The following is a 20453-nucleotide window of genomic DNA, read 5'->3' as shown; positions in this document are numbered from 1 at the left end:
CGAGGATCCGGCAGGGCGTCAGCCGAGGATCCGGCAGGGCGTCAGCCGAGGATCCGGCAGGGCGTCAGCCGAAGATCCGGCGAAGGCCCGAGAGCAGTCCGCCGCGGCGCGAGGACGTGCGGGTCGTCGTGGTCGTGCGCCCTCGGCCCGTCCGGCTGGTGCCCGACATCATGGATCCGATGCGCTGGAGGATGCGTCCGAAGCTGTTGGTGTTCATGGGGATGTGGTTCCCGACGAGGGCCCAGCCCACACATCTTCCCATCAGCTCGTGTCGTCCCATCAGTTCGGAGGCGACCGATCACCTCAGCGGCGAGCGGGGTAGGGCGAACGCCGGACCAGCGCCCGACGGATCACCGGCGCGAGCACGCGGGCCGGGGCCCGGCGCCATCCGACCGACCGGGTCATGTCGGCGATCAGGTCGTCGAGGTCATGCCGCTGGTAGTCGAGCAACGCCTGGCTCTCCTCCGTGTCGAGCCAGTCGGTGTGGAAGGGCGACGTCGTGAAGGCGTCGTCGGGCAGCATGCCGACGCCGACCGCGTCCAGCGCACGGGACATCAGCTCGCGCTGGCGAACTCGACACGCCGGACCCCCGCCGATGAGCAGCGTGCGTCCCACGGTGTCGGGACGTTCGGCGGCCCGTACGACGGCGCGACCGACGTCGTCGGGGTGGACGATCTCGATGCGGTCCTGCAGCGGCACCTCGAACATCAACGGGTCCACGACCCCGATGACCTCGATGGGAATGACGGCCCCCAGGCGCAACACGGTCACGTCCAGCCCGGACGCGGCCAGCAGCCGTTCGGCTTCGGCCTTGTGCCGTGTGTAGTCGTCGGTGACGACGATGGGGTCGCCGACGGACCGAGGCGGCGGCAGGTGCTGGGTCGGTCCGAACAGGGCCACCGAGGAGGTGAAGACCACACGGGGTGGGACCGGTGCCTCCTGACAGGCGGCGATGACGTTGCGGGTGCCGCCGACGTTGACCCGTTCGGCCACGTCGGGACGGTGGATGCTGGCGGGTGGGATGACGCCAGCGACGTGCAGGACGACATCGTGCCCCTCGACGGCGCTGGCGACGGCACTGCGGTCGGTCAGGTCGACCCAGCGGACTGCCCACGGAACGGCATCCGCGCGCCGGCGGTTGGCCTTCGTCGGCAGGTCGAGGCACGTCACCTCGTGGGGGCCGTCGGCCAGCTGGCGCAGCACAGCGCGTCCCACGTTGCCGAACGCGCCGGTCAGGAGGAGGCGCATCAGGCGGTCGGCTCGGGAGCTGCCCGGGCCATCAGGTCGTCGGTCGGCAGGACGTCGGCGGTGACGACGTCGGCGGCGACCGGACGCCCGAAGAGGTATCCCTGGATCAGGTCACATCCAGCGGCCACGGCGGCGTCGTACTGCGCCCACTCCTCCACCCCTTCGGCGACGACCGACACGCCCAGTGCGGTGCCGAGCGAGCCGACCGAGGCAAGGATCGCCGCGGCCTTCCCGCCCTCGACGGCATCGCGGACCAGGGACATGTCGACCTTGAGGATGTCGACGGGCTGTCGGGCCAGCTGTCCGATGGCGGTGAATCCCGACCCGAAGTCGTCGGCTGCGATTCGCACGCCGAGCTGCCGGAGCAGCTCCAGGTGGTCGACGGCACGGTCGTCGAGCAGGGTGGTCTCGGTGACCTCCAGCACGAGACGGCCGGGATCGATGTCGTGGTGGTCGAGGAGGGTGCCGACGCGGCGCACGAGGTCGTGATCGTGGAGCTGGCGGCCGGACAGGTTCAGCGAGAGGTGGAACGACGCCTGATCGGGGCACGAGGCCGACCAGCGGGCCAGGTCGGCCAGGCCGAGCTCCAGCACGCGATCGCCGAGCTCGGTGATCAGGCCGGTCTCCTCCGCGACGGGGACGAACGAGCCGGGCGACACGAATCCCCTGGTCGGGTGCGCCCAGCGAGCCAGGCCCTCCAGCGCCACGAGGCGACCCGTGCGGGCGCACACGATCGGCTGGTAGTGCAGCAGCAGCTGGTCGGTGCCGAGGGCATCGCGCAGGTCGTGCTCCAAACCGAGCCGTTCGGTGGCGTTGTCCTGCAGGCTCTGGTCGAACAGGGCCCATCCGCCGCGGCCGCGTTGCTTGGCGTGGTGGACGGCAGCGTCGGCGTTGGAGAGCAGGTCGTTGGCGGTCTGCTCGGGTTCGGCCATCGCGAGGCCGATCGAGCAGCGCACCCAGAACCGACGGCCGTCCAGCTCGAAGGGCGCCTCCATCCCTGCCAGCAGCTGCGTCGCCGCCAGCTCGACGTCAACACGAGCGTCCACCGACCGGAGCACGGCAACGAACTCGTCGCCGCCCAGGCGTGCCAGCATGCCGACGGGTGAGACGAGCGCATCCAGACGTGCCGCGACGGCCTGCAGCAGCCGGTCGCCCGCATGGTGGCCGAGGCTGTCGTTGACGAGCTTGAACCGGTCCAGGTCGAGCATGGCCAGGGCAGGGCGGCCCGACTCGAGCGCCGACTGCAGCTCGCGTTCGAGCGCCACTCGGTTCGGCAGTCCAGTGAGGGAGTCGTGGAAGGCCAGCTCGCGCAGGGACTCCTGGGCGTGCTTGGTCTCGGTGACGTCCTGCATCTGCAGGAAGATGGTCAGGGGCTGCCCGTCAGCGTCGAAGTGCACCGATGCACCCTGCATGGTCCAGACCTCGTCACCAGCGGCGGTGAGATAGCGGATCTCCGACACATCGCCCTCGAGCGCACCGGTGGTCAGGCGCCGGAACACGTCCGCCATGCGGTCGACGTCGTCGGGGTGAAGCAGGTCGGGCAATGACGCGGTCTCGAGGTCGTCGACGTCGCGCCCGAGCAACGTGGCGAGCGCGGCGTTGACCCGCTGGACCTGACCGTCCGCACCGATCAACGCCATGCCCATCGGCGAGCGGTCGAAGCCGATGCGAAAGCGAGTGTCACTCCGGACGAGGCGGGCCGACAGCTCTCCGGCCAGCTCGGCCACGGCGGCGCGATGGGTCGTGAAGGCCGAGGAGAGCGCCTCGACCTCGGCGACACCCCGCACCGAGATCTCGCCCGGCTGCAGCTGTGCAGGGGTGACCGGACGCCCGTCGCGGACCGCCGAGAGCACCTGTGGCAGATGGCGTTCGGCGGAGTCACGCACTTGGGTGGTGAGCTGTCGCACGCCCGACGTCGCGCTTCGTGCGACGAACCAGGTGGCCACGAGGCCGAGCAGGAGCACGACCACGCCGTTGACGATCCCGGCACGTCTGGCGGCGGCCTGCGGCTCGTCGATCAAGCCCGCCCGGAACCGCACCTCCACCCGGAGCACCGGTTCGCCGTCGATCGTGAGGGGCACACGCAGCGTCGTGATGCCGTCCTCGGTGACGGACTCGAACGCCTCGGGGCGGATCGGGTCGAGGCGGTCGGCGCCCCCGTCCGCCAGCAACGCCAGCGCCGATGCCGAGAGCGGCACGACCTCCAGGGACTCCACGTCAGGGATCTCCTCGACCCGCTGCTGGAAGTCGGTCATGGCCTCGATGCCGCTGTCGGTGAACGTGTCGGCGAACTCGATGAACAACGATTCGCCCAGCGCCATCACCGAGGTGTCGACGGCACGCTGGAGCGCCGCCTGTTCGCGGGTCACCCACTGCCAGGTGAACACCAGCGACAGGACGACCACCAGGAGGGCGACCATGCCGGCCACTCTCACCTGGAGGCTCCGACGATGCGTACCCACCCATCTCACGGCCTGCCAATCGGCAGCACACGCAGTGACTGAACCATAGTCAGGGAGATTCTCCCGCCGTCCCGGCCCAACCACCCGAAGCCGAAGAAAGGGTCGGACGTCTCGTCCGACCCCTCCCCCTCGGTCCTCGGTCAGCAGATCGGCTGCAGGCACCCCGCCCCGTCCAGCGTCCGGTGCGTGTCGACCAGGAAGACCCCGTGGGTCGCCTGTCCCGGCTGCTCCACGCCCTGGCCGGCCCTCGCCCTGACGCCGGGGGCTGCGAGGAGGACCAGCCCGAGCACGAAGCTCGCCGCGGCGGCGAGCCACGGGCGCAGGGACGAGCTGTGGGGCATCAACGGTCTCCGGGTCGGACGGGGCGTGGGTGACCCACCGTGACGCCGAAACGGCTCGGTGGATATGCTCAACGCCGCCCGCAGACATACTCAACCGCCTGTCGGCAGACGACAGGACCGGTCGGAGGAGCTGTGCAGGGACGCGAGCAAGAGCTGGGGACGGCGCTCGAGGCCCTCGCTGCCGGCGGGTCGGTGCTGCTGGTCGGACGCCCGGGCGTCGGCACGACCACGGTGGCGCGGGCGGCGGCCGACGCCGTCGACGCCGACACCGTCGTGGTCACCGGGTCACCGCGGCTGACCGACCATCCGCTGGCCGCGGCTGGCATCGGTGGCCTCGTCGCCCCGTCGACGTTCGCCGACCCGGCCGCCCGGGTCTCGATGGCCCTCCGAGGGCTCGAGTCCCGGTCCGAGCACACCTCGCTCGTCGTCCTGGTCGAGGGCTGGCCCCAGCTGGATCCGTGGACGGCCCGCCTGCTCGTCGAGGGCGTTCGCAGGCGAGTCATCCGGCTCGTCGTGGCCGCTGCGCTGGACACCCCCCTGGGCGAGCTCGGCCCCCTGCTGGCCGATGACACCCTCGCTCGTGTGCAGGTCCCCCCGCTGGGCGACGAACGCCTGGCCGCGCTCGCACCGACCGGTACCGCCCCCGACCTCGTCCAGCGGGCGCTGGCGGTGGCTGACGGGGCGCCGCTGTGGTTCCTTCACGCGCTGCGCACGGGGTGGTTCGGTGGGGACGCGCCGATGCCCGCGGTGCTTCGCGAGATCATCGACGGCCAGATCGGGGCGCTGCCCGCCGGGCTGGACGAGGTGCTGGAGACGGTGGCAGTCGCCGGGGCCATCGCGCCCGCTGCGCTGGTCCGGATCGGCACCCCCGACGCCGTGCGCCGGGCCGTGGAGGGTGAGCTGCTGCTGGACGTCGAGGGCTTGCTGACGGTGCGCAACCGGTTCCTCCAGCACCGCCTGCTCGAACGCGCAAGCCTGCACCGCACCGCGGTGCTCGGTCGGCTCCGACAGGCAGCCGAGGACACGGGTACCCCGCTCCCGCTGCTGCTTGCCAGCGAAACCGATGCGCTGCCCCCACCGGATGCCGATGCGCTGGAGTCCTTGGTGGAGCAGCTGCCCCACGACGTGCTCGACGTGCTTGCCGCTGCGCCCCGACCGCTGGACGACGACCTGGCGCTCGTTGCGGCACGGGCGACCCTGGCGACCGGGGACATCGACGGATCCGTCGCCGAGCTGAACCGGCTGGTGTCCGCCGCCGTCACGCCTGCGGTGGTGACCGACGCCGCCATGCTGCTTGCGCTGCTCCACGCCCACCTGCTGGGGGACGTGCCGGCCGCGCGGGCCTGCATCGACCGCGCCCTCGGACTCGTGGCCGACGTCGACCTCGCCCGTCGGCTCAGCGCCAGGGTCGTGACGCTGGTCGGGTACGGGCACGACCTCGACGCCGTGGAGGTCCCCGAGGCCGACGGGGCGGACTCGCCCCGAACGGCGCTGGAGGTCGGCAAGGCCCAGGGAGTGGCCGTGATGGTCCGGCAGGGCTGGCTTCCACACGAGACAGCGGATCGCCTCGACCACCTGCTCTCGGCGGCGGGCGCGGCAGCATCGGAACGGTGGGAGACCCTCGCCGCCGTGCACTGGTCCACGTTCTTCGTCGACGGTCCGGCAGCGGCGTTGGCGCTCGACGAGCGCGAGATGGCCATGGCTGCCGGCAGCCGTGATGCCGCGACCACAGCCGCGTGGTGGAGCCTCGCCGCCGGCATGCTGGTCGCCGCCGGCCACCCACGGACGGGCGGTGCGCTGGCCAGGCGAGCGGCAGCCGCCCTGCAACCGGTCGACCGCTACGACCTGCGGCCGTTCGCCCTCGCCTACGCGGCGCTTGCCGCGGTCCACACCGGCGATGCCGCTGCGGGACCCACGCTGCTCGCGGAGGCGCGGGCCGCGGCAGCCCCCACCAACGAGCTGGCGAGGTCGACCATCGACGTGGTTGCCGTGGAGGTGGCCAGCGCGCTGGGGCACGAGCTGGAGGAGGCCCTGGCGTCTCGGCTCGCACGCTACGAACGGCTGGGCAGACCCCAGGTCGTCTGGGCGCTGGCGGCGTGCGGGGTGGCCTCGAACTCCCACGGCCACACGCGTTGCGAGAACGTGGACACGATGCTGCCGGCACCGGCCCCTTCCGGCGACGCCGACCGTTGGCCCGCATTGGTCCGACGCGTTCGTCTCGGCCCGCCGGCCGACGCGCTGGGGGCGGCACGCGAGCTGGCCGCCGCCGGCATGATCGGCCCTGCTGCTGCCGCGCTGCGAGCACGTCGTGCCGGCGACCTGTCGGAACGACTCGACGCGCAGCACCTCGGCAACGCCCTGGACGAGGTGGCGTTGCCCGGCCTGCCTGCCATCGCAGGACCCGCCTCGCCTCGTCAGCTGGAGATGGGCCGGCTGGCCGCGGCCGGCGCCTCCGACCAGCGGATCGCCGACACGATGACGTTGTCACGGCGGACGGTCAGCAACACGCTGTCGCGCCTGTACCGGGCGCTGGACCTCGACGGTCGACCTGCGCTGGCGGAGCTGCTGGCCCTTGTCGAGCTGTGGCGTCCGTGACCGATGGCCGAGGAGATCCAGGCCCGGCCTCTATCCGGACACGACATTTAGCGGACCGGACCTGTCAACGAAACATGTATGAAACAGGAGGCCATGACGCTGTCGTCCACGTGTCCAATCGTGAACTGACTGGAGCCATCCATGCCTTACCGTGCTGAATACCTCTGGATCGACGGGACGGAACCCACCGCCGAGATCCGCTCGAAGACCAAGATCCTCGCCGACGGCGCCGAGCCCGGGATCTGGGGGTTCGACGGTTCGTCGACCAACCAGGCCAGCGGCGACAACTCCGATGTCGTCCTGGAGCCCGTCTTCAGCTGCCCCGACCCCATCCGTGGTGGTGACAACATCCTGGTCATGTGCGAGACGGCCCTGACCAAGGACCGGTCGTCGCACCCGACCAACACGCGTGCCAAGGCCCGCGAGGTCTACGAGAAGTACAAGGACCAGGAGCCCCTGTTCGGCCTCGAGCAGGAGTACACGATGCTGGACCTCAACGGCTGGCCCGCCGGCTTCCCGGCGAACGGGTTCCCCGAACCGCAGGGCCCCTACTACTGCGGTGTCGGTGCGGCCAAGATCCACGGTCGCGACATCGTCGAGGAGCACACGACCCTGTGCATCGAAGCCGGCCTGATGATCGCCGGAACCAACGCCGAGGTCATGCCCGGCCAGTGGGAGTTCCAGATCGGCCCGGCCGACACGCTGACGGTTGCCGATCACCTGTGGATCGCCCGCTACCTGCTGTTCCGCCTGGGCGAGAAGTACAACGTCGAGATGTCGCTGGCGGCCAAGCCGATGAAGGGTGACTGGAACGGCGCCGGCATGCACACCAACTTCTCCACCAACGCGATGCGCGAGGGCTACGACCCGATCATCGCCGCGTGCGACGCCCTGGGCGAGGACGGCGTGCCGGCCAAGCACCTGGCCGGATACGGCGTCGGCATCGAGGAGCGCCTGACCGGCGCCCACGAGACCCAGCGCTACGACCAGTACAGCTACGGCGTGTCCGACCGCGGTGCGTCGGTCCGCATCCCCTGGCAGGTCGAGCAGGACAAGAAGGGCTACATCGAGGACCGTCGGCCCAACGCCAACGCCGACCCCTACGTCATCACCGCCCTGATGACCGAAACGGTCTGCTCCGCGCTGGCCAAGCTGTAGGACCGCAGGTCCAGGACTCGACCGCGACCCCCTCCGCCCCGGCGGAGGGGGTCGTGTCGTTCCACCCCAGACGACCGACCCGATAGCGTGGCGACATGCAGATCATCTCGGTGCAGACCGGCCGCGCCCGCGACGTGACGAGCGGGCGGACGACGATCCACACGGGCATCGACAAGCAGCCCGTGCCGTCCATCACCGTCCAGCACGAGGGAGTGGAGGGGGACGACATCGTGGCCACCCAGCACCACGGCGGGCCGGGTCAGGCGGTGTACGCCTACGCGCGCAGCGACTACGAGGTCTTCGAAGCACAGCTCGACACCGAGCTGCCCAACGGGGCGTTCGGCGAGAACGTCACGGTGGATCGGTGGCCCCACGACCCGATCCGGGTCGGCGATCGGTTCGATGTCGAGGGGGTCGTGCTCGAGGTGAGCGCTCCGCGGATCCCCTGCGTGACGTTCGCGGCCCGCATGGGGGAGCTCGTCGGTCCCGACGCCGCACGAGGGTGGGTCAAGCGGTTCACCGCCGAGCGGCGTCCCGGCTGGTATCTCCGTGTGATCGCCCCCGGCCGGCTCGAAGCAGGCCAGCGCCTGACCGCCACACCGGCACCATCGGCCAACCTCACCGGCCTGCAGATGTGGGACCTGCACCATGCCCCCTCGCCTGACCCGGCGATGATCCGGCGTGCGCTCGACTCCCCCATCGACGACCGCTCCCGGGCCTTCTGGACACCCGCGACGACCTGACGCGTCGTCCACGAGACCGTTGGCGCACCGCAGGACCGGATGGCCGCGTTTCAGTCCTCGTCAAGCGGATATCCGATACACGTCCCCTTTTCTTCTTCCAGAAAGGCGTACGTGATGACGCAGTCCAAGAGGCCCCTCCTGATCGGCGGCCTGGTCGCCCTGCTCCTGGCCGTGTCCGGCTGGGCGTTCGGCGCAACCACCGCCAGCTCGCAGCCACTTCCGTTCCCGGACGGCGAGGTGAGCACCGAGCGCCTCGGTGGTGAGACCCGCTTCGAGACGTCGGTCGAGATCAGCGAGTACCAGTTCCCCAACGGCTCCGACACGGTCTTCCTGGCCCGTGCCGACGAGTTCCCGGATGCCCTGTCCGCTGCACCCCTGACCGGTGGACCGGTCCTGCTCGTCCCCCAGTGTGACGAGCTCCCGACCGTGATCTCCGACGAGATCAGCCGTCTGGCCCCGACCGAGGTCATCGCCCTCGGCGGCGAGGACGCCGTCTGTGACCAGGTCCTCCAGGACGCCGCGGTCGCCGCCAGCGCCGGCGACGGCACGGAGACGGAGTCCGAGCCGGTCCCCACCGAGACCGAGACCGACCCGCAGCCGACGGAGACCGAGACCGGACTGCCCATCCCGATCCCGACCACGACGGACCAGCCGACGCCCAGCGAGAGCCCCTCGCCGAGCGAGACCCCGACTGACCCGACCCCGTAGTCAGTCCGCAGACCGAACGAGCCGCCCATCCGGGCGGCTCGTTCGTCGTTGTCAGCGATGGGACCGGTCAGGCGGTCACGCGTGTGGCGCTGGTCCAGGACGTCGCGGGGGCCGGGTTCCCCGCGAACCCGGCCCCTGCCCCTCATCCGCCTGTGACCTATCCGAACCCGATGGCCTGGCCCGTCGGACTGAAGACGGCCAGCGAGTAGGGTCCGAAGAACTCGTCGTACACCCCTGCAACCAGGGTCACCTGTCCACTCGCGGGCATCCGGAAGTCCATGCGCGCGTTGGGGAACCCTCCCCCGTCGTCGCTGAAGCCGACGATCTCGCCGTCGAACACGTTGGTCTCGTCACCCTCGACCGCCAGCAGCAGCGGATCGATGAACCCGTCGAGGGCCCGCTGCGTCACCACGATGCGTGTGCCGGGCGGCGCGGTGATGGGGTAGTAGACCTCTCGCTCACCCGCGGACAGGCTGCCGAAGGCCTCGAACTCGGGCATGGGGTCCAGGCTCAGGATGAAGTCGCCCGTGCTGCCCCCGAAGCTGCTGGCCTCGATCGTGTACGTGCCGTCGGCCGGCAGGGTCGCCTCGATGAAGGAGTTGACCCCCGGTTCGTCACCGTCGTCGTCGTTGAAGGCGATCTGGCCGCTGGCGTCCCGCAACGACAGGATCGGATCCACGGCCGTGGCCGGGTCACCCAGGGCGTCCATCCTGATCCGGATGGTCGTGCCGGCCGTTCCCTCGAACTCGTACAGCCGCGACGGGAGCGCCCCGGTGATCGAGGAGAAGGTGACGTCGCCGAGCCGGAGCTGTCGGACGGCGTTGCAGCCGGCGCCGCCGGACGCCGCCTGGACGAGGTTCGCGGCCGGGTCCGACACCAGGTCGGTGCCGCCGGCGACGAGCACCTGGCCGTCGAGGCCACAGATGGAGTCGAGCACCTCCGTCGGCACGTCGACTCCGGTGTCGCCCTCGACGGTGGCCATGACGCCACCGAAGGCGCCGGTCAGCATCGACGATGCCAGGACATGGGCGAAGCCGTCGGGCTCACGGCGGAGGTTGACGGCGACGACGTAGGGCGGCTGCACCGAGCCGTAGTACTCACGGATGTTGTAGTCGGTGACGGCGGCGGCCGTGCCGTGCCGGGTGGAGCCGGCCAGCCGCACGACGCTCCCCGGTCCCGTGATGGCCTCGATCTCGGCGACGACCGCGTCGGAGATGACGGCCGTGCCGCCGGCGACGAGGACCGTGGACGGGCGGTGCTGTGACAGGAACGCGCCCGTGTCGCCGTTGAGGACATCAGCGGGCGTCAGCAGGATCGGCATGCCCCACCGGGACCCGATCTGGCCGACGGTCACCGCGTCGGGCCAGTTGCCGCCGGTTGCAACGATGGCGGTGTCGTTGGGCAGCGCCCCGTCGAACAGGTCGACGACGAGGTTGCCGACGGCGACCGCGGTCTGTTCCCGCCCGGCGCCGGCCAGGCGGGTGACGGTGAAGCCGAGCTGACGGATGGCCTCGAGCGTGGAGTCGGGAACCACCGCGGTTCCGCCGAGGACGAAGATCTCGCTGCCGGCGATCACGGCCCGCTGGAGCTCGGTTGCGGTCTCCGGCGCGAGGCTGCCGTCGGGGTTGGTGAACAACAACGGTCCCAGCCCGTAGGCCAGCGACGAGCCGCCGAGCGCATCCGGGAAGCGTGCGGACGTGGCGATCACGCCGAAGGAGGCGTCGTCGTCGCGGAACGTGGCGCGCGAGATCGCCACGGCCTGCAGCACCGCGTCGGACGTCGCGGATCCGTCGAAGGTGATCCGGTCGATCGGGGCCGATGCACCGCCGGGCAGCTCGGGGGTGGTGGGGTCGGTCGGGGTGTTGATCGGAATGGACCCGTCGATCGTGCCGCTGACCCAGCTGAGGTAGGTGATCAGCTCGGTGTACACGCCGGGGTCCTGCACGCCGCACAGGCCACCGAAGGACGTGATGCCGATGAGGGTCAGGACACCGTTCTCGTCGGTCCACATCGGCCCACCGGAGTCGCCCTGACAGGTGTCGTTGCCCGGCGCCTCCTCGGTCCCGGGATCACCGGCGCACGTGTGACGGTCGAAGACCAGATCGGGGTACCCCTGCGCACACGACTGGTCGTCCACGAGCGGCACGTCGACCTCGAGCAGGACGTCGGAGGGGTTCTCGCCGAACGGGGTGGTCGTCCCGTAGCCCGTCACCCACGCCGTCCGACCCGGGGCGTACAGGGCTCCCTGCCCGCCGGTGACCACGGCTGCCGGGGGTGTCGCCGACGGGGTGCTCAGGTGCAGCAACGCGATGTCGTTGACGGTCAGGAACTCGTCGTAGTCGGGGTGGATGGCGATCTGGTCGACCCCCAACCGTTCGACCCCTGCGGAGTTGTCGGTTCGCCAGTTGGTGGCGTTGATGACGATCTCCAGCTCACCCGGCGGGATCTGGGACCCGCCGGTCCGGCTGTCGTAGAAGCAGTGGGCCGCCGTCAGGATCCACTCGGCGTCCACCAGCGTGCCGCCGCAGAACTGGAACTCCTGATCCCTGATGACCAACGCGGCCATGGCCGGATACTCCCCCGGATCCGCCGGCCGACCGTTGATGATGTGGAATTCCTGCGCCACGGCGGGCACGGTCGGTAGCAGCGGCATGACCAGCAGTGCGGTGAGGACCAGGCTTGGCAGACGTCGCATGCGAGCACGATAGTCTCCTCGCCCGAAGCGTGACGACTGCGACCTCGATCCGTCACATTTCCCTGTCCGGGCGGTTGCCGTCACCTGCGAGGTAGGACACACCGGGGTCGACGAGGAACCGTCCGCGCACGGCGGTCCGACCGAGCAGCATGCGGAACCCCATGTCGTCCCGGCTGGCCAGCGTCAGCTCGATCAGCCAGCGCCGACGGTGCAGCGTGACCGGCGTCCGGACGACGAAGCGTTCACTCGTGGCACCGGAGGAGGAGCGCACCTCACGGACGTCCACCAGCGGGGCGGTCACCCGGACCTCGTCGTCGTCATCGCGCTGGTGGGGATGCACCGTGAAGTGCATGACGTCGTCGTGGCGCTCGATGTCGGTGGCATGGATCGCAGAGGTCCGCGCCCCGGTGTCGACCTTCGCCTTGACCACGATGTCGAGGTCCGGAAGGCGGACCCACTCCCGCCATCCGATGACGAGTCCGCTGGTCAGGCGGCCGGTGTGTTCGATGCTCACGAGGTCTCCCAGAAGGCCAGGGCGTTGCCCCACGGATCGGTGAACGGCAGCACGGTGCCGCCCCTTGCACGCGTCGGTTCGATCGGCATCGGTGTCCCCCGACGGACGAGGCGACGATGGTCCACGCCGATGTCGTCGGAGGTGAACACCACCCGCACGCTCGGTGTGGGCCCCTCCAGCAACGACACGCGGGTACCGCCGGCCCCGAGCATCACGACCGTCGCGTCGTCCACCCGGACCCGTCGCAGGTAGTCCAGGCCGACGGTCTCGGTGTAGAAGGTCACGGCCTCGTCGAGGCTGCCCACGATGATGATGATTTCGGCGATCACGGTCGGGTCACCTTATCCCCGGCGACGGCCGACGCATGGCAGCGCCCCACCACGCCGGCGCCGCATCAGTCGAAGAAGCGACGATCGAAGACCTTGCGGATCCGGCGGCGGGCACGGTCGACGTCCTCGGTGAGGGCCTGTGCCGAGCGGTAGTGCATCAGGGCCGCGAGCTTCTGCAGCACCTCGGGGTTCTGCGGCAGGGTGGAGGTGTCGCGAACCTTGATCAGGTACAGCCCGTTGCGCAGCCGCGACAGCAGCAGCCAGCCGTTGCGCAGCCATGCCGCTTCCTCGGGTGCGAGGATCCCCGCAGCGGCAAGCCGCTCCAGGCCGGCCAGCGTGCCCGGCCCCCGGACCAGCGGGTCGGCGCCACCGTGGCGCATGCTGAGCAGCTGCACCGTCCACTCCACGTCGCTCAGGCCGCCGGGACCGAGCTTGAGGTCGTCGGAGGACGAGGCGTTGGGCAACGACCGTCGTTGGCTTGCATCACGGGCACGGATCTCGACCTGGTCACGGCGAAGGGTTGCGGCGCGACGCCGTGGGGTCCGACGCGACGGCTGCACGCCCTTGCGTCCCGCACGTTCGCGTTCGACCCGTGCCTTCATGGTGCGGATGGCGACGAGCCGCTCGGTCGGCATGGGGTCGGGATACACCAGCGGCGTGATCAGGTCCATGAAGGCCTGACCCAGCTCGGCGTCGCCCGCGACGGGGCGTGCCTGCGTCAGCGCCTGCAGCTCCCAGTCCTGCCCCCAGCGCTCGTAGTAGGCGGCGTAGGACTCCAGCGTCCGGGTCAGCGGCCCGCGACGTCCCTCGGGTCGCAGGTCCGGGTCGACGCGGAACGCCGAGCCCTCGGGGGTTACGGCGGACAGGAACTCCAGCACCTCCTCCATCGCGTGTTCGGCGACAGGGGTCGGCCCGTCGTGCACGACGATCACGTCGAGGTCGGAGGAGTGGGCCAGCTCACCGGCGCCGAAGCGACCCATGCCGATCACGGCGATCCGCACCTCGTCGGGGGTGATGGTGGACAGCGCCGCGTACAGCAGGCCTTCGCCGAGCCACGTCAGCTCGCGACCGATCTCGGGAACGTCGGCCGCCCCGTTGACGTCGCGCATGGCCGTGCGCAGGGCCTCTCGTCGCTTCAGGCGCCGCAACGCCTCGCGGCTGACCCGACCGCCGCCGCGCTTGAGCAGTCCCTCGACCCCGCCCATCACGTCGTCTCGGGTGTGTGGCCGCGCGAGCACCTCCTCGTCGTCCAGCAGCTGCAGCACCTCCGGCTGCCGGCCGAGCCACTCCCCCAGGCGCGGGCTGGCGCCGAGCACCTTGGCCAGCAGCCGGGCCGCCGGCGGGTTGTCCCGGATGGTCCGCACGAACCGGGGGTTGTCCTTGAGCTGGTCGGTCAGGCTGCGGAGGGCCGCCAGGCCACCGTCCGGGTCCGGCTGGTCCGACAGGGCCTGCAACATGGTCGGCAGCACGACCCGCAGCTGCCTCGCGGTCCGCCCCCCGCCCTGCACCATGGCCTCGAGGTGGCGAAGGGCCTGGCCCGGCGAGGAGAACGACAGCGCCGCCAGCCGGGCGGCTGCCGCATCCTTGTCGAATCGGCCGGCCGCAACCACGCGCTCCTCGACGCCGTAGGACGCCAGCGTCGAGAGCAGCGGACGGTAGAACAGCTGCTCGTGCAAGCGCCGTACGCCCGTGCGCACACGGGCCAGCTCCTTGGAGAACTCCTCGGCCGCAGAACGGGCGGGCAGGTCGCGGAACCCCATGGTGCGGGCGACCCGCTGCAGGTCGCCGGGATCGTCGGGGATGGTGTGGGTGCGGCGGAGCTGACGCAGCTGCAACCGATGTTCGACGGTCCGCAGGAAGAGGTAGGCATCGGTGAACAACGCGGCGTCGCCGTCGTCGACGTAGCCGCCCTTCGCCAGCGCCGCCAGCGCCGGGACGGTGCCGCGCAGCCGCAACGACGGATCGGCCGGGCCGTGGACGAGCTGCAGCAGCTGGGTGGCGAACTCGATGTCCCGCAGGCCACCGGGCGCGAGCTTCAGCTGCCGGCTGCCGTCGCGCGTCACCGGCCGGGACGTCTCGACCCGGCGCTTCATCTGCTGGATCTCCTCCACGGCCTCTGCGCCGAGGGAGTCGGGCCACAGGAACGGCGCGACCAGCTGCTCGAAGTCCGCGCCGAGGTCGGGCGGACCGGCCACCGGCCGCATCTTGAGCAGGCTCTGGAACTCCCAGGTCTTGGCCCAGCGTTCGTAGTAGGCCCGGTAGCTCTCGATGGTGCGGGTGATCGGACCGTTGCGACCCTCGGGCCGCAGGTTGGCGTCCATCTCGTAGACCGCCCCGCGTGGCGTGTGCGTGCCGAGCAGGTGCAGGACACGCTTGGCCATGCGCTCGGCCGTCGGGGTGTCGCCGCGGTGCACGAACAGCACGTCGACGTCGGAGACGTAGTTCAGCTCCTCGCCGCCCAGCTTGCCCATCGCCAGCACCGCCAGCTCGGCGTCGGTGCCTGCCGCGCCCTCGGCGGCCACCCCGTGCGCGCAGACGATCAGGCCGTCGGCCAGGTCGGCAAGCTCCTCGGCGATCTGCGGGGTGTCGGCCAGACCGAGCATGTCCCGCGCGGCGATGCGCAGCAGGCCCTCGCGTTGCATGCCGGCCATCGCCTCGGCCGCTCGCGCATCGGCATCGTCGCCCCCGTCCGCCAGCCCGGCGGCAACGGCATCCCGGGCGCGGGCGGCCACCACGTCCGCCGACCACGGGTCGTCGACGTCGACCAGGACGTCGAGCAGGGCCATGTGGCCCACGATCTGGTCGCCCAGCGCTTCGGAGGCCCCCGTGACCACCACGACCGTCCTCGCCAGGTCCGGATCGTGTTCCAGGCGGACGAACGTTTCCCGCGACAGCTCGCGGATGCGTTCCAGCGTGCGGACCGCCCAGTCCGCGTTCGCGGCTGGACCGAGCTCGATGCTCACGGGGTCACAGCGTCGGCAGGTACCGCTCGAGCTCGAAGGGCGTCACCTGTGAGCGGTACTCCTCCCACTCCTGCCACTTGTTGCGCAGGAAGTAGTCGAAGACGTGTTCTCCGAGTGCCTCGGCGACCAGCTCGGACTCCTCCATCACGCTGAGTGCCTGGTCGAGGGAGGCCGGGAGCGACGTGATACCCGCGGCCCGGCGTTCGGCCTCGGTCATCTCGTAGATGTTGTCCTCGGCCTCCGGTGGCAGCTCGTACCCCTCCTCGATGCCCTTGAGGCCAGCGGCCAGCAGGACCGAGAAGGCCAGGTAGGGGTTGCAGGCGGGGTCGGGGGCCCGGTACTCCACGCGCGTCGACGCGGCCTTGGTCGGCTTGTACTGGGGGATGCGGATCAGGCTGGACCGGTTGTGGCGTCCCCACGAGATGAACACCGGCGCCTCGTAGCCGGGCACCAGCCGCTTGTAGGAGTTGACCCACTGGCAGGTCACCGCGGTGATCTCCCGCGCATGGCGCAGCAGGCCGGCCGTGAAGTGCTTGGCGGTGTCGGACAGCCGGTAGGGGTCGTCGGGGTCGTAGAAGGCGTTGGAGTCCCCGTCGAACAGCGACAGGTGGGTGTGCATGGCACTGCCCCACTCGCCAGTCAACGGCTTGGGCATGAACGACGCGTGGACACCCAGGCGCATCGCGGTCTGCTTGATGACGTGGCGGTACGTCATGATGTTGTCGGCCATCGTCAGGGCGTCGGCATACCGCAGGTCGATCTCGTGCTGTGACGGCGCGACCTCGTGGTGGGAGTACTCCACCGAGATCCCCATCTTCTCCAGCATGGTGATGGCCTGCCGGCGGAAGTCGGACTGGATCTCGTTGGGCGTCAGGTCGAAGTAGCCACCACGGTCCAGCGGCGTCGGGTCGTCGGCCCCCTTGAACAGGAAGAACTCCATCTCGGGGTGCACGTAGAACGTGAAGCCCATCTGGGAGGCCTTGGACAGGTTGCGCTTCAGGACCTGCCGCGGGTCGGCCGCGAAGGGTTCGCCCTCGGGACGGTGGATGTCGCAGAACATGCGCGCCACGCCCGGCGAGCCCTCCTTCCACGGCAGGACCTGGAAGGTCGAGGCGTCCGGACGCGCCAGCATGTCGGACTCCTGGACGCGCGCGAAGCCGTCGACGGCGCTGCCGTCGAAGCCGATGCCCTCCGCGAAGGCGCCCTCGACCTCGGACTCCGTGACGGCAACCGACTTGAGGCTCCCGAGCACGTCGGTGAACCACAGCCGGACGAAGCCGATGTCGCGCTCGTCGACGGTGCGGAGAACGTACTGCTGCTGCCGATCCATGGGCGTGATCCTAGATGACGAGTGCCCCGATCACCTCGCTTCGCCACGGAGGGCACGAACGGGGGGTTCAGGACACCCCCTGCGGGGTCGTCGGGGTCGTGAACGACCACGAGCCGCACCTCCGAGGAGGTGCGGCTCGCGACGTCGTGCGAACGGGCGGAGGCGTCCGACCCGGTCGGTGCCTAGACCGGTTCCTCGGAGCGGGCGTCGGCAGCCGGCAGGCTGACGGCGACCTCGCCGGTCGGTGCGGTGACTGGACCACCGGGGTAGGCCGAGGCGCCGAGGGCGGCTTCGGGATAGCCGTACATGCCGTGCTCGTGGATGTCGAGGCCCTCGATCTCCTCGGCCTCGGAGACCCGCAGGAGGTTGGTCGCCTTGAGGGCGAACGCCAGGGCTGCTGCGCAGACCGCCACGAAGGCAGACACCGCGACCACACCGATCAGCTGGTCGACCAGCAGGCCGGCGCCACCACCGTGCCAGAGGCCCGTGAGGCCCTCCTCGCCGGTGTTGGCCCAGATGCCGACCGCCAGGGTGCCCCAGGCGCCGTTGACACCGTGGACGGAGAAGGCGCCGACGGCGTCGTCGATGCCGAGGCGGTCGACGGCGGGGACGGCCAGGGCGACCAGCACACCAGCGATGACACCGATGACGAGGGCGGCGATCGCGCCGACCTGGTCCGCACCGGCGGTGATGCCGACGAGGCCGGCCAGCACGCCGTTGATCGTCATGCCGATGTCGGGCTTGCCGTAGCGCAGCCAGGTGTAGACCATCGCGGTCCCACCACCGGCGCAGCCGGCGAGGGTCGTGGTCAGCAGGACCGGGCCGACGAGGGAACCGTCAGCGGCCAGGACCGACCCGCCGTTGAAGCCGAACCAGCCCCAGAAGAGGGCGAACATGCCCAGGGTGGCCAGCGGCATGGAGTGGCCGGGGATGGCGCGGGGCTTGCCGTCCTTGGCGAACTTGCCGATGCGCGGGCCGAGGATGCCGGCGATCACGAGGGCGGCCACACCACCGGTCATGTGCACCAGGGTGGAACCGGCGAAGTCGTAGAAGCCGAGGGAGTCCAGCCAGCCGCCGCCCCACTTCCAGTGACCAACGATCGGGTAGATCAGCGTGGTCATCAGCAGCGTGACGATGAGGTAGCCGGAGAACTTCATGCGGCCGGCGACGGCACCGGACACGATCGTCGCGGCGGTCGCGGCGAACACGGCCTGGAAGATGAAGTCGGCGGCGAGGAAGGAGTCTCCGCCGTACAGGCCGAGCTCGGAGTAGCTGCCTGCAGAGAGGGCGAACGTGTCGGTGCCGATGAAGCCACCGGCCGACGCGCCGTACATCAGGCCGAAGCCGAGCAGGAAGTAGGCGATGATGCCGAAGCAGGCGTCAGCCATGTTCTTCATCATGATGTTGGCGGCGTTCTTGGAACGGGTCATGCCCGTCTCGAGCATGCTGAAGCCCGCCTGCATCCAGAAGACGAGGCCGGCTGCCAGCATGAAGAACACGACGTCGAGGTTGAACTGGACGAGTGCCACGTCCTCGACGGTGGCCACGTCCTGCGCGGCCGCTGGCCCCGCAAGGACCAACAACGCGGACATGGCGGCCATCAGAGTGGCCATGAGCTTGAGTCGCAAAACCGTTACCTCCTGGGGGGGTGACGAATCCTCAACGGCTATGGGATTCGTACTGTGGGAGGAAACGTAAGGAGCAGCCGTTCCGCTCGGATTGCTTCAATGTTTCTTGCGTGTAAAGCCTCGAACGGCCCTCAGCGAGCCGAACTGGACGTCGTCACGTCGACAGGGACGGTGAAGGTCACGACCAGCCCGTTGCCGTCGGCGTTGTCGGCAACGATGCGCCCGCCGAGGACGGTCAGCAGCCGACGACACTCCGCGAGGCCGGATCCGTGGCCGTCGGTGCGGTCGTCGGCCTGCAGTCGCTCACCGCGGTCGAACATGCGGGACAGCTCGGCCGGCTCGACCCCGATCCCGTTGTCGCGGACCGTGAACTCCACCGTGTCGTCGTCGGGGACCGCCCGCACGCCGATGGTCACCCGTGGCGGCACGTTCGGTCGTCGGTACTTCAGGGCGTTCACGACGAGGTTGAGGAGGACCGTGCGCACGGTCTGCTCCGGCAGCGACAGCACGTCCGCCTCCGTGTCGAGGTCTACCGAACCGCCCGTCTGGGCGAGCTCCGTGGCGACCATGCGCTGCACCCAGTCGTGCAGCTCGACGAGCTCCACACGTGACCGGGTCTCGCCGCCGAGGCGTTCGGCGCTGCCCAGCAGGCCGTGGACCATGCCGACGGCCGCCTCGGCAGAGTTCGCGAGTCGCGCCGTGACCACGGGGACGTCGTCGTCACGCACACGTCCCTCGGCCAGCATCTGCGCCAGGCCCTTGATGCCGGTCAGGGGACCGACGAGGTCGTGGGCAACACGGTAGGAGAACAGCCGCAGCTCCTCGCGTGACCGTTCCAGCGCCGCCTGTGTCTCCAACAGCGCCCGCGTGCTGGCGTCGGTGCGACGTTCGCCCGCGACCCGTCGCGGCAACCGCCAGATGGCGAACCCGAAGAGCAGCGCGATGGTCGACACCACCACTCGTGCGATCGGGTTGGTGGTGCCACCGACGAGGTCGGCGAGGTCCGCCTGCGGCACGGCCACCGTCACCTCGAACCCGCCCTCGACGGCTCGGGCCGTGCGGGCGACCAGCCCGTCGGTGCTGCGTCGCGGCGAGATCACCGTGACGCCGGTGACGGGTTCGACGACGGAGACACGCGCCGAGGGCACCTCCGCCACCGTCGCGGCGAGCAGGTCGGGCAGCGCGGTGGCCCTGGGGTCGATCGCGGCCGACACCACTCCGCCGGACAGGCCGGTGGACACGGCGCTGGCGACGACGGTGCCCGAGTCGGTCACGGAGTCACCGCTGGCCCAGAAGGCGCTGCCGGCCCCGGCGAGCACGGCGTCGATGTGGGGAAAGGATCCCGAGAGGTCGTCGCCGACGGCCAGGTCGGGACGCTCGGGATAGGTCGCCAGCACGCGTCCGTCGCCGTCGAGCAGGAGGGCGAACTGCACGTGGGAGAAGTCCCAGGCCGTCTGGAACGCCGCCGCGTCGTCGCTGCCCAGCCCGAATCCAGCGGCACGCTGAAGGACGAGGTGGTTGTCCCACCACGCATCCAGCACCATGCCCGCGTCCTGCGCCATGCCGTCGAGCACCGCATCGGCACGGGCACGACGGCCCGCCTCGTCCCGCATCAACAGGACGAGCAGCAGCGTGAGGACGCCCACGGCGACAAGGGCAAGGGCAAGCCTGACCCCACGCACGCTGCGCGTGCTCGAGAACAGGTTCGCCACCTTCGCCGCGATCGCGATCATGCCCTC

The 20453-nt window shown here is 70.4% G+C and carries 15 protein-coding genes; 4 read left to right on the top strand and 11 right to left on the bottom strand.

The annotated features are described in order from the left end of the window. Nucleotides 1–64: 64 nt before the first annotated feature. From DVS28_RS11110 to DVS28_RS11095, 4 genes are all read right to left on the bottom strand, one after another. Nucleotides 65–217, bottom strand: coding sequence for a hypothetical protein (locus DVS28_RS11110; protein ID WP_164710398.1), 153 nt, complete (start codon nucleotides 215–217; stop codon nucleotides 65–67). An 86-nt stretch (nucleotides 218–303) separates the two neighbouring features. Then, a complete protein-coding gene (locus DVS28_RS11105; protein ID WP_114591507.1) occupies nucleotides 304–1248 on the bottom strand; it encodes an NAD-dependent epimerase/dehydratase family protein in 945 nt (314 codons plus the stop codon). Continuing rightward, nucleotides 1248–3668 (bottom strand): putative bifunctional diguanylate cyclase/phosphodiesterase, encoded by a 2421-nt coding sequence (locus DVS28_RS11100; RefSeq protein ID WP_114591506.1) that lies wholly within the window; start codon nucleotides 3666–3668, stop codon nucleotides 1248–1250. Before DVS28_RS11100 ends, DVS28_RS11105 begins: the two co-directional genes overlap by 1 nt. 182 nt (nucleotides 3669–3850) lie before the next feature. After that, the gene (locus tag DVS28_RS11095; RefSeq protein ID WP_114591505.1) at nucleotides 3851–4051 is read right to left on the bottom strand and encodes a hypothetical protein; all 201 of its coding nucleotides are present in this window, start codon (nucleotides 4049–4051) and stop codon (nucleotides 3851–3853) included. A 132-nt stretch (nucleotides 4052–4183) separates the two neighbouring features. Between DVS28_RS11095 and DVS28_RS11090 the strand changes: the two genes are divergently transcribed. The 4 genes from DVS28_RS11090 to DVS28_RS11075 all read left to right on the top strand — a co-directional run bounded on the left by DVS28_RS11090 (nucleotide 4184) and on the right by DVS28_RS11075 (nucleotide 9255). Further along, entirely contained in the window at nucleotides 4184–6646 is a 2463-nt protein-coding gene (locus tag DVS28_RS11090) for a helix-turn-helix transcriptional regulator (RefSeq protein WP_114591504.1), read from the top strand. A gap of 141 nt (nucleotides 6647–6787) precedes the next feature. Then, nucleotides 6788–7804, top strand: coding sequence for a glutamine synthetase GlnII (gene glnII / locus DVS28_RS11085; RefSeq protein WP_114591503.1), 1017 nt, complete (start codon nucleotides 6788–6790; stop codon nucleotides 7802–7804). Nucleotides 7805–7899: 95 nt separating this feature from the next. After that, on the top strand, nucleotides 7900–8547 hold the full coding sequence (locus DVS28_RS11080) for an MOSC domain-containing protein (protein WP_114591502.1): 648 nt from the start codon (nucleotides 7900–7902) through the stop codon (nucleotides 8545–8547). A 114-nt stretch (nucleotides 8548–8661) separates the two neighbouring features. Beyond that, on the top strand, nucleotides 8662–9255 hold the full coding sequence (locus tag DVS28_RS11075; RefSeq protein ID WP_164710397.1) for a cell wall-binding repeat-containing protein: 594 nt from the start codon (nucleotides 8662–8664) through the stop codon (nucleotides 9253–9255). Between the two features lie 157 nt (nucleotides 9256–9412). Here the strand turns inward: DVS28_RS11075 and DVS28_RS11070 are convergent, their stop codons facing one another. From DVS28_RS11070 to DVS28_RS11040, 7 genes are all read right to left on the bottom strand, one after another. Next, complete coding sequence (locus DVS28_RS11070) at nucleotides 9413–11950, bottom strand: trypsin-like serine protease (protein WP_114591500.1); 2538 nt, start codon at nucleotides 11948–11950, stop codon at nucleotides 9413–9415. Nucleotides 11951–12002: 52 nt separating this feature from the next. Next, a complete protein-coding gene (locus tag DVS28_RS11065) occupies nucleotides 12003–12464 on the bottom strand; it encodes an ATP-dependent zinc protease family protein (RefSeq protein WP_216826555.1) in 462 nt (153 codons plus the stop codon). Continuing rightward, nucleotides 12461–12793, bottom strand: a complete 333-nt coding sequence (locus DVS28_RS11060) for a VOC family protein (protein WP_114591499.1) — start codon at nucleotides 12791–12793, stop codon at nucleotides 12461–12463. The genes DVS28_RS11065 and DVS28_RS11060 overlap by 4 nt, the downstream gene beginning before the upstream one ends. A gap of 65 nt (nucleotides 12794–12858) precedes the next feature. Further along, the gene (locus DVS28_RS11055) at nucleotides 12859–15756 is read right to left on the bottom strand and encodes a bifunctional [glutamine synthetase] adenylyltransferase/[glutamine synthetase]-adenylyl-L-tyrosine phosphorylase (RefSeq protein ID WP_114591498.1); all 2898 of its coding nucleotides are present in this window, start codon (nucleotides 15754–15756) and stop codon (nucleotides 12859–12861) included. Nucleotides 15757–15760: 4 nt separating this feature from the next. Beyond that, the gene (locus tag DVS28_RS11050; RefSeq protein WP_114591497.1) at nucleotides 15761–17086 is read right to left on the bottom strand and encodes a glutamine synthetase family protein; all 1326 of its coding nucleotides are present in this window, start codon (nucleotides 17084–17086) and stop codon (nucleotides 15761–15763) included. Between the two features lie 182 nt (nucleotides 17087–17268). Then, entirely contained in the window at nucleotides 17269–18687 is a 1419-nt protein-coding gene (locus DVS28_RS11045; RefSeq protein WP_245973596.1) for an ammonium transporter, read from the bottom strand. 158 nt (nucleotides 18688–18845) lie between these two features. After that, a complete protein-coding gene (locus DVS28_RS11040) occupies nucleotides 18846–20447 on the bottom strand; it encodes a sensor histidine kinase (protein WP_114591495.1) in 1602 nt (533 codons plus the stop codon). Nucleotides 20448–20453: the final 6 nt, after the last annotated feature.

Origin of the sequence: Euzebya pacifica (assembly GCF_003344865.1) — a bacterium.
Classification (GTDB): Bacteria; Actinomycetota; Nitriliruptoria; order Euzebyales; family Euzebyaceae; genus Euzebya; species Euzebya pacifica.
Note: the sequence above shows the minus strand (reverse complement) of the source record. Positions and strands in the feature narration are given on the sequence as shown.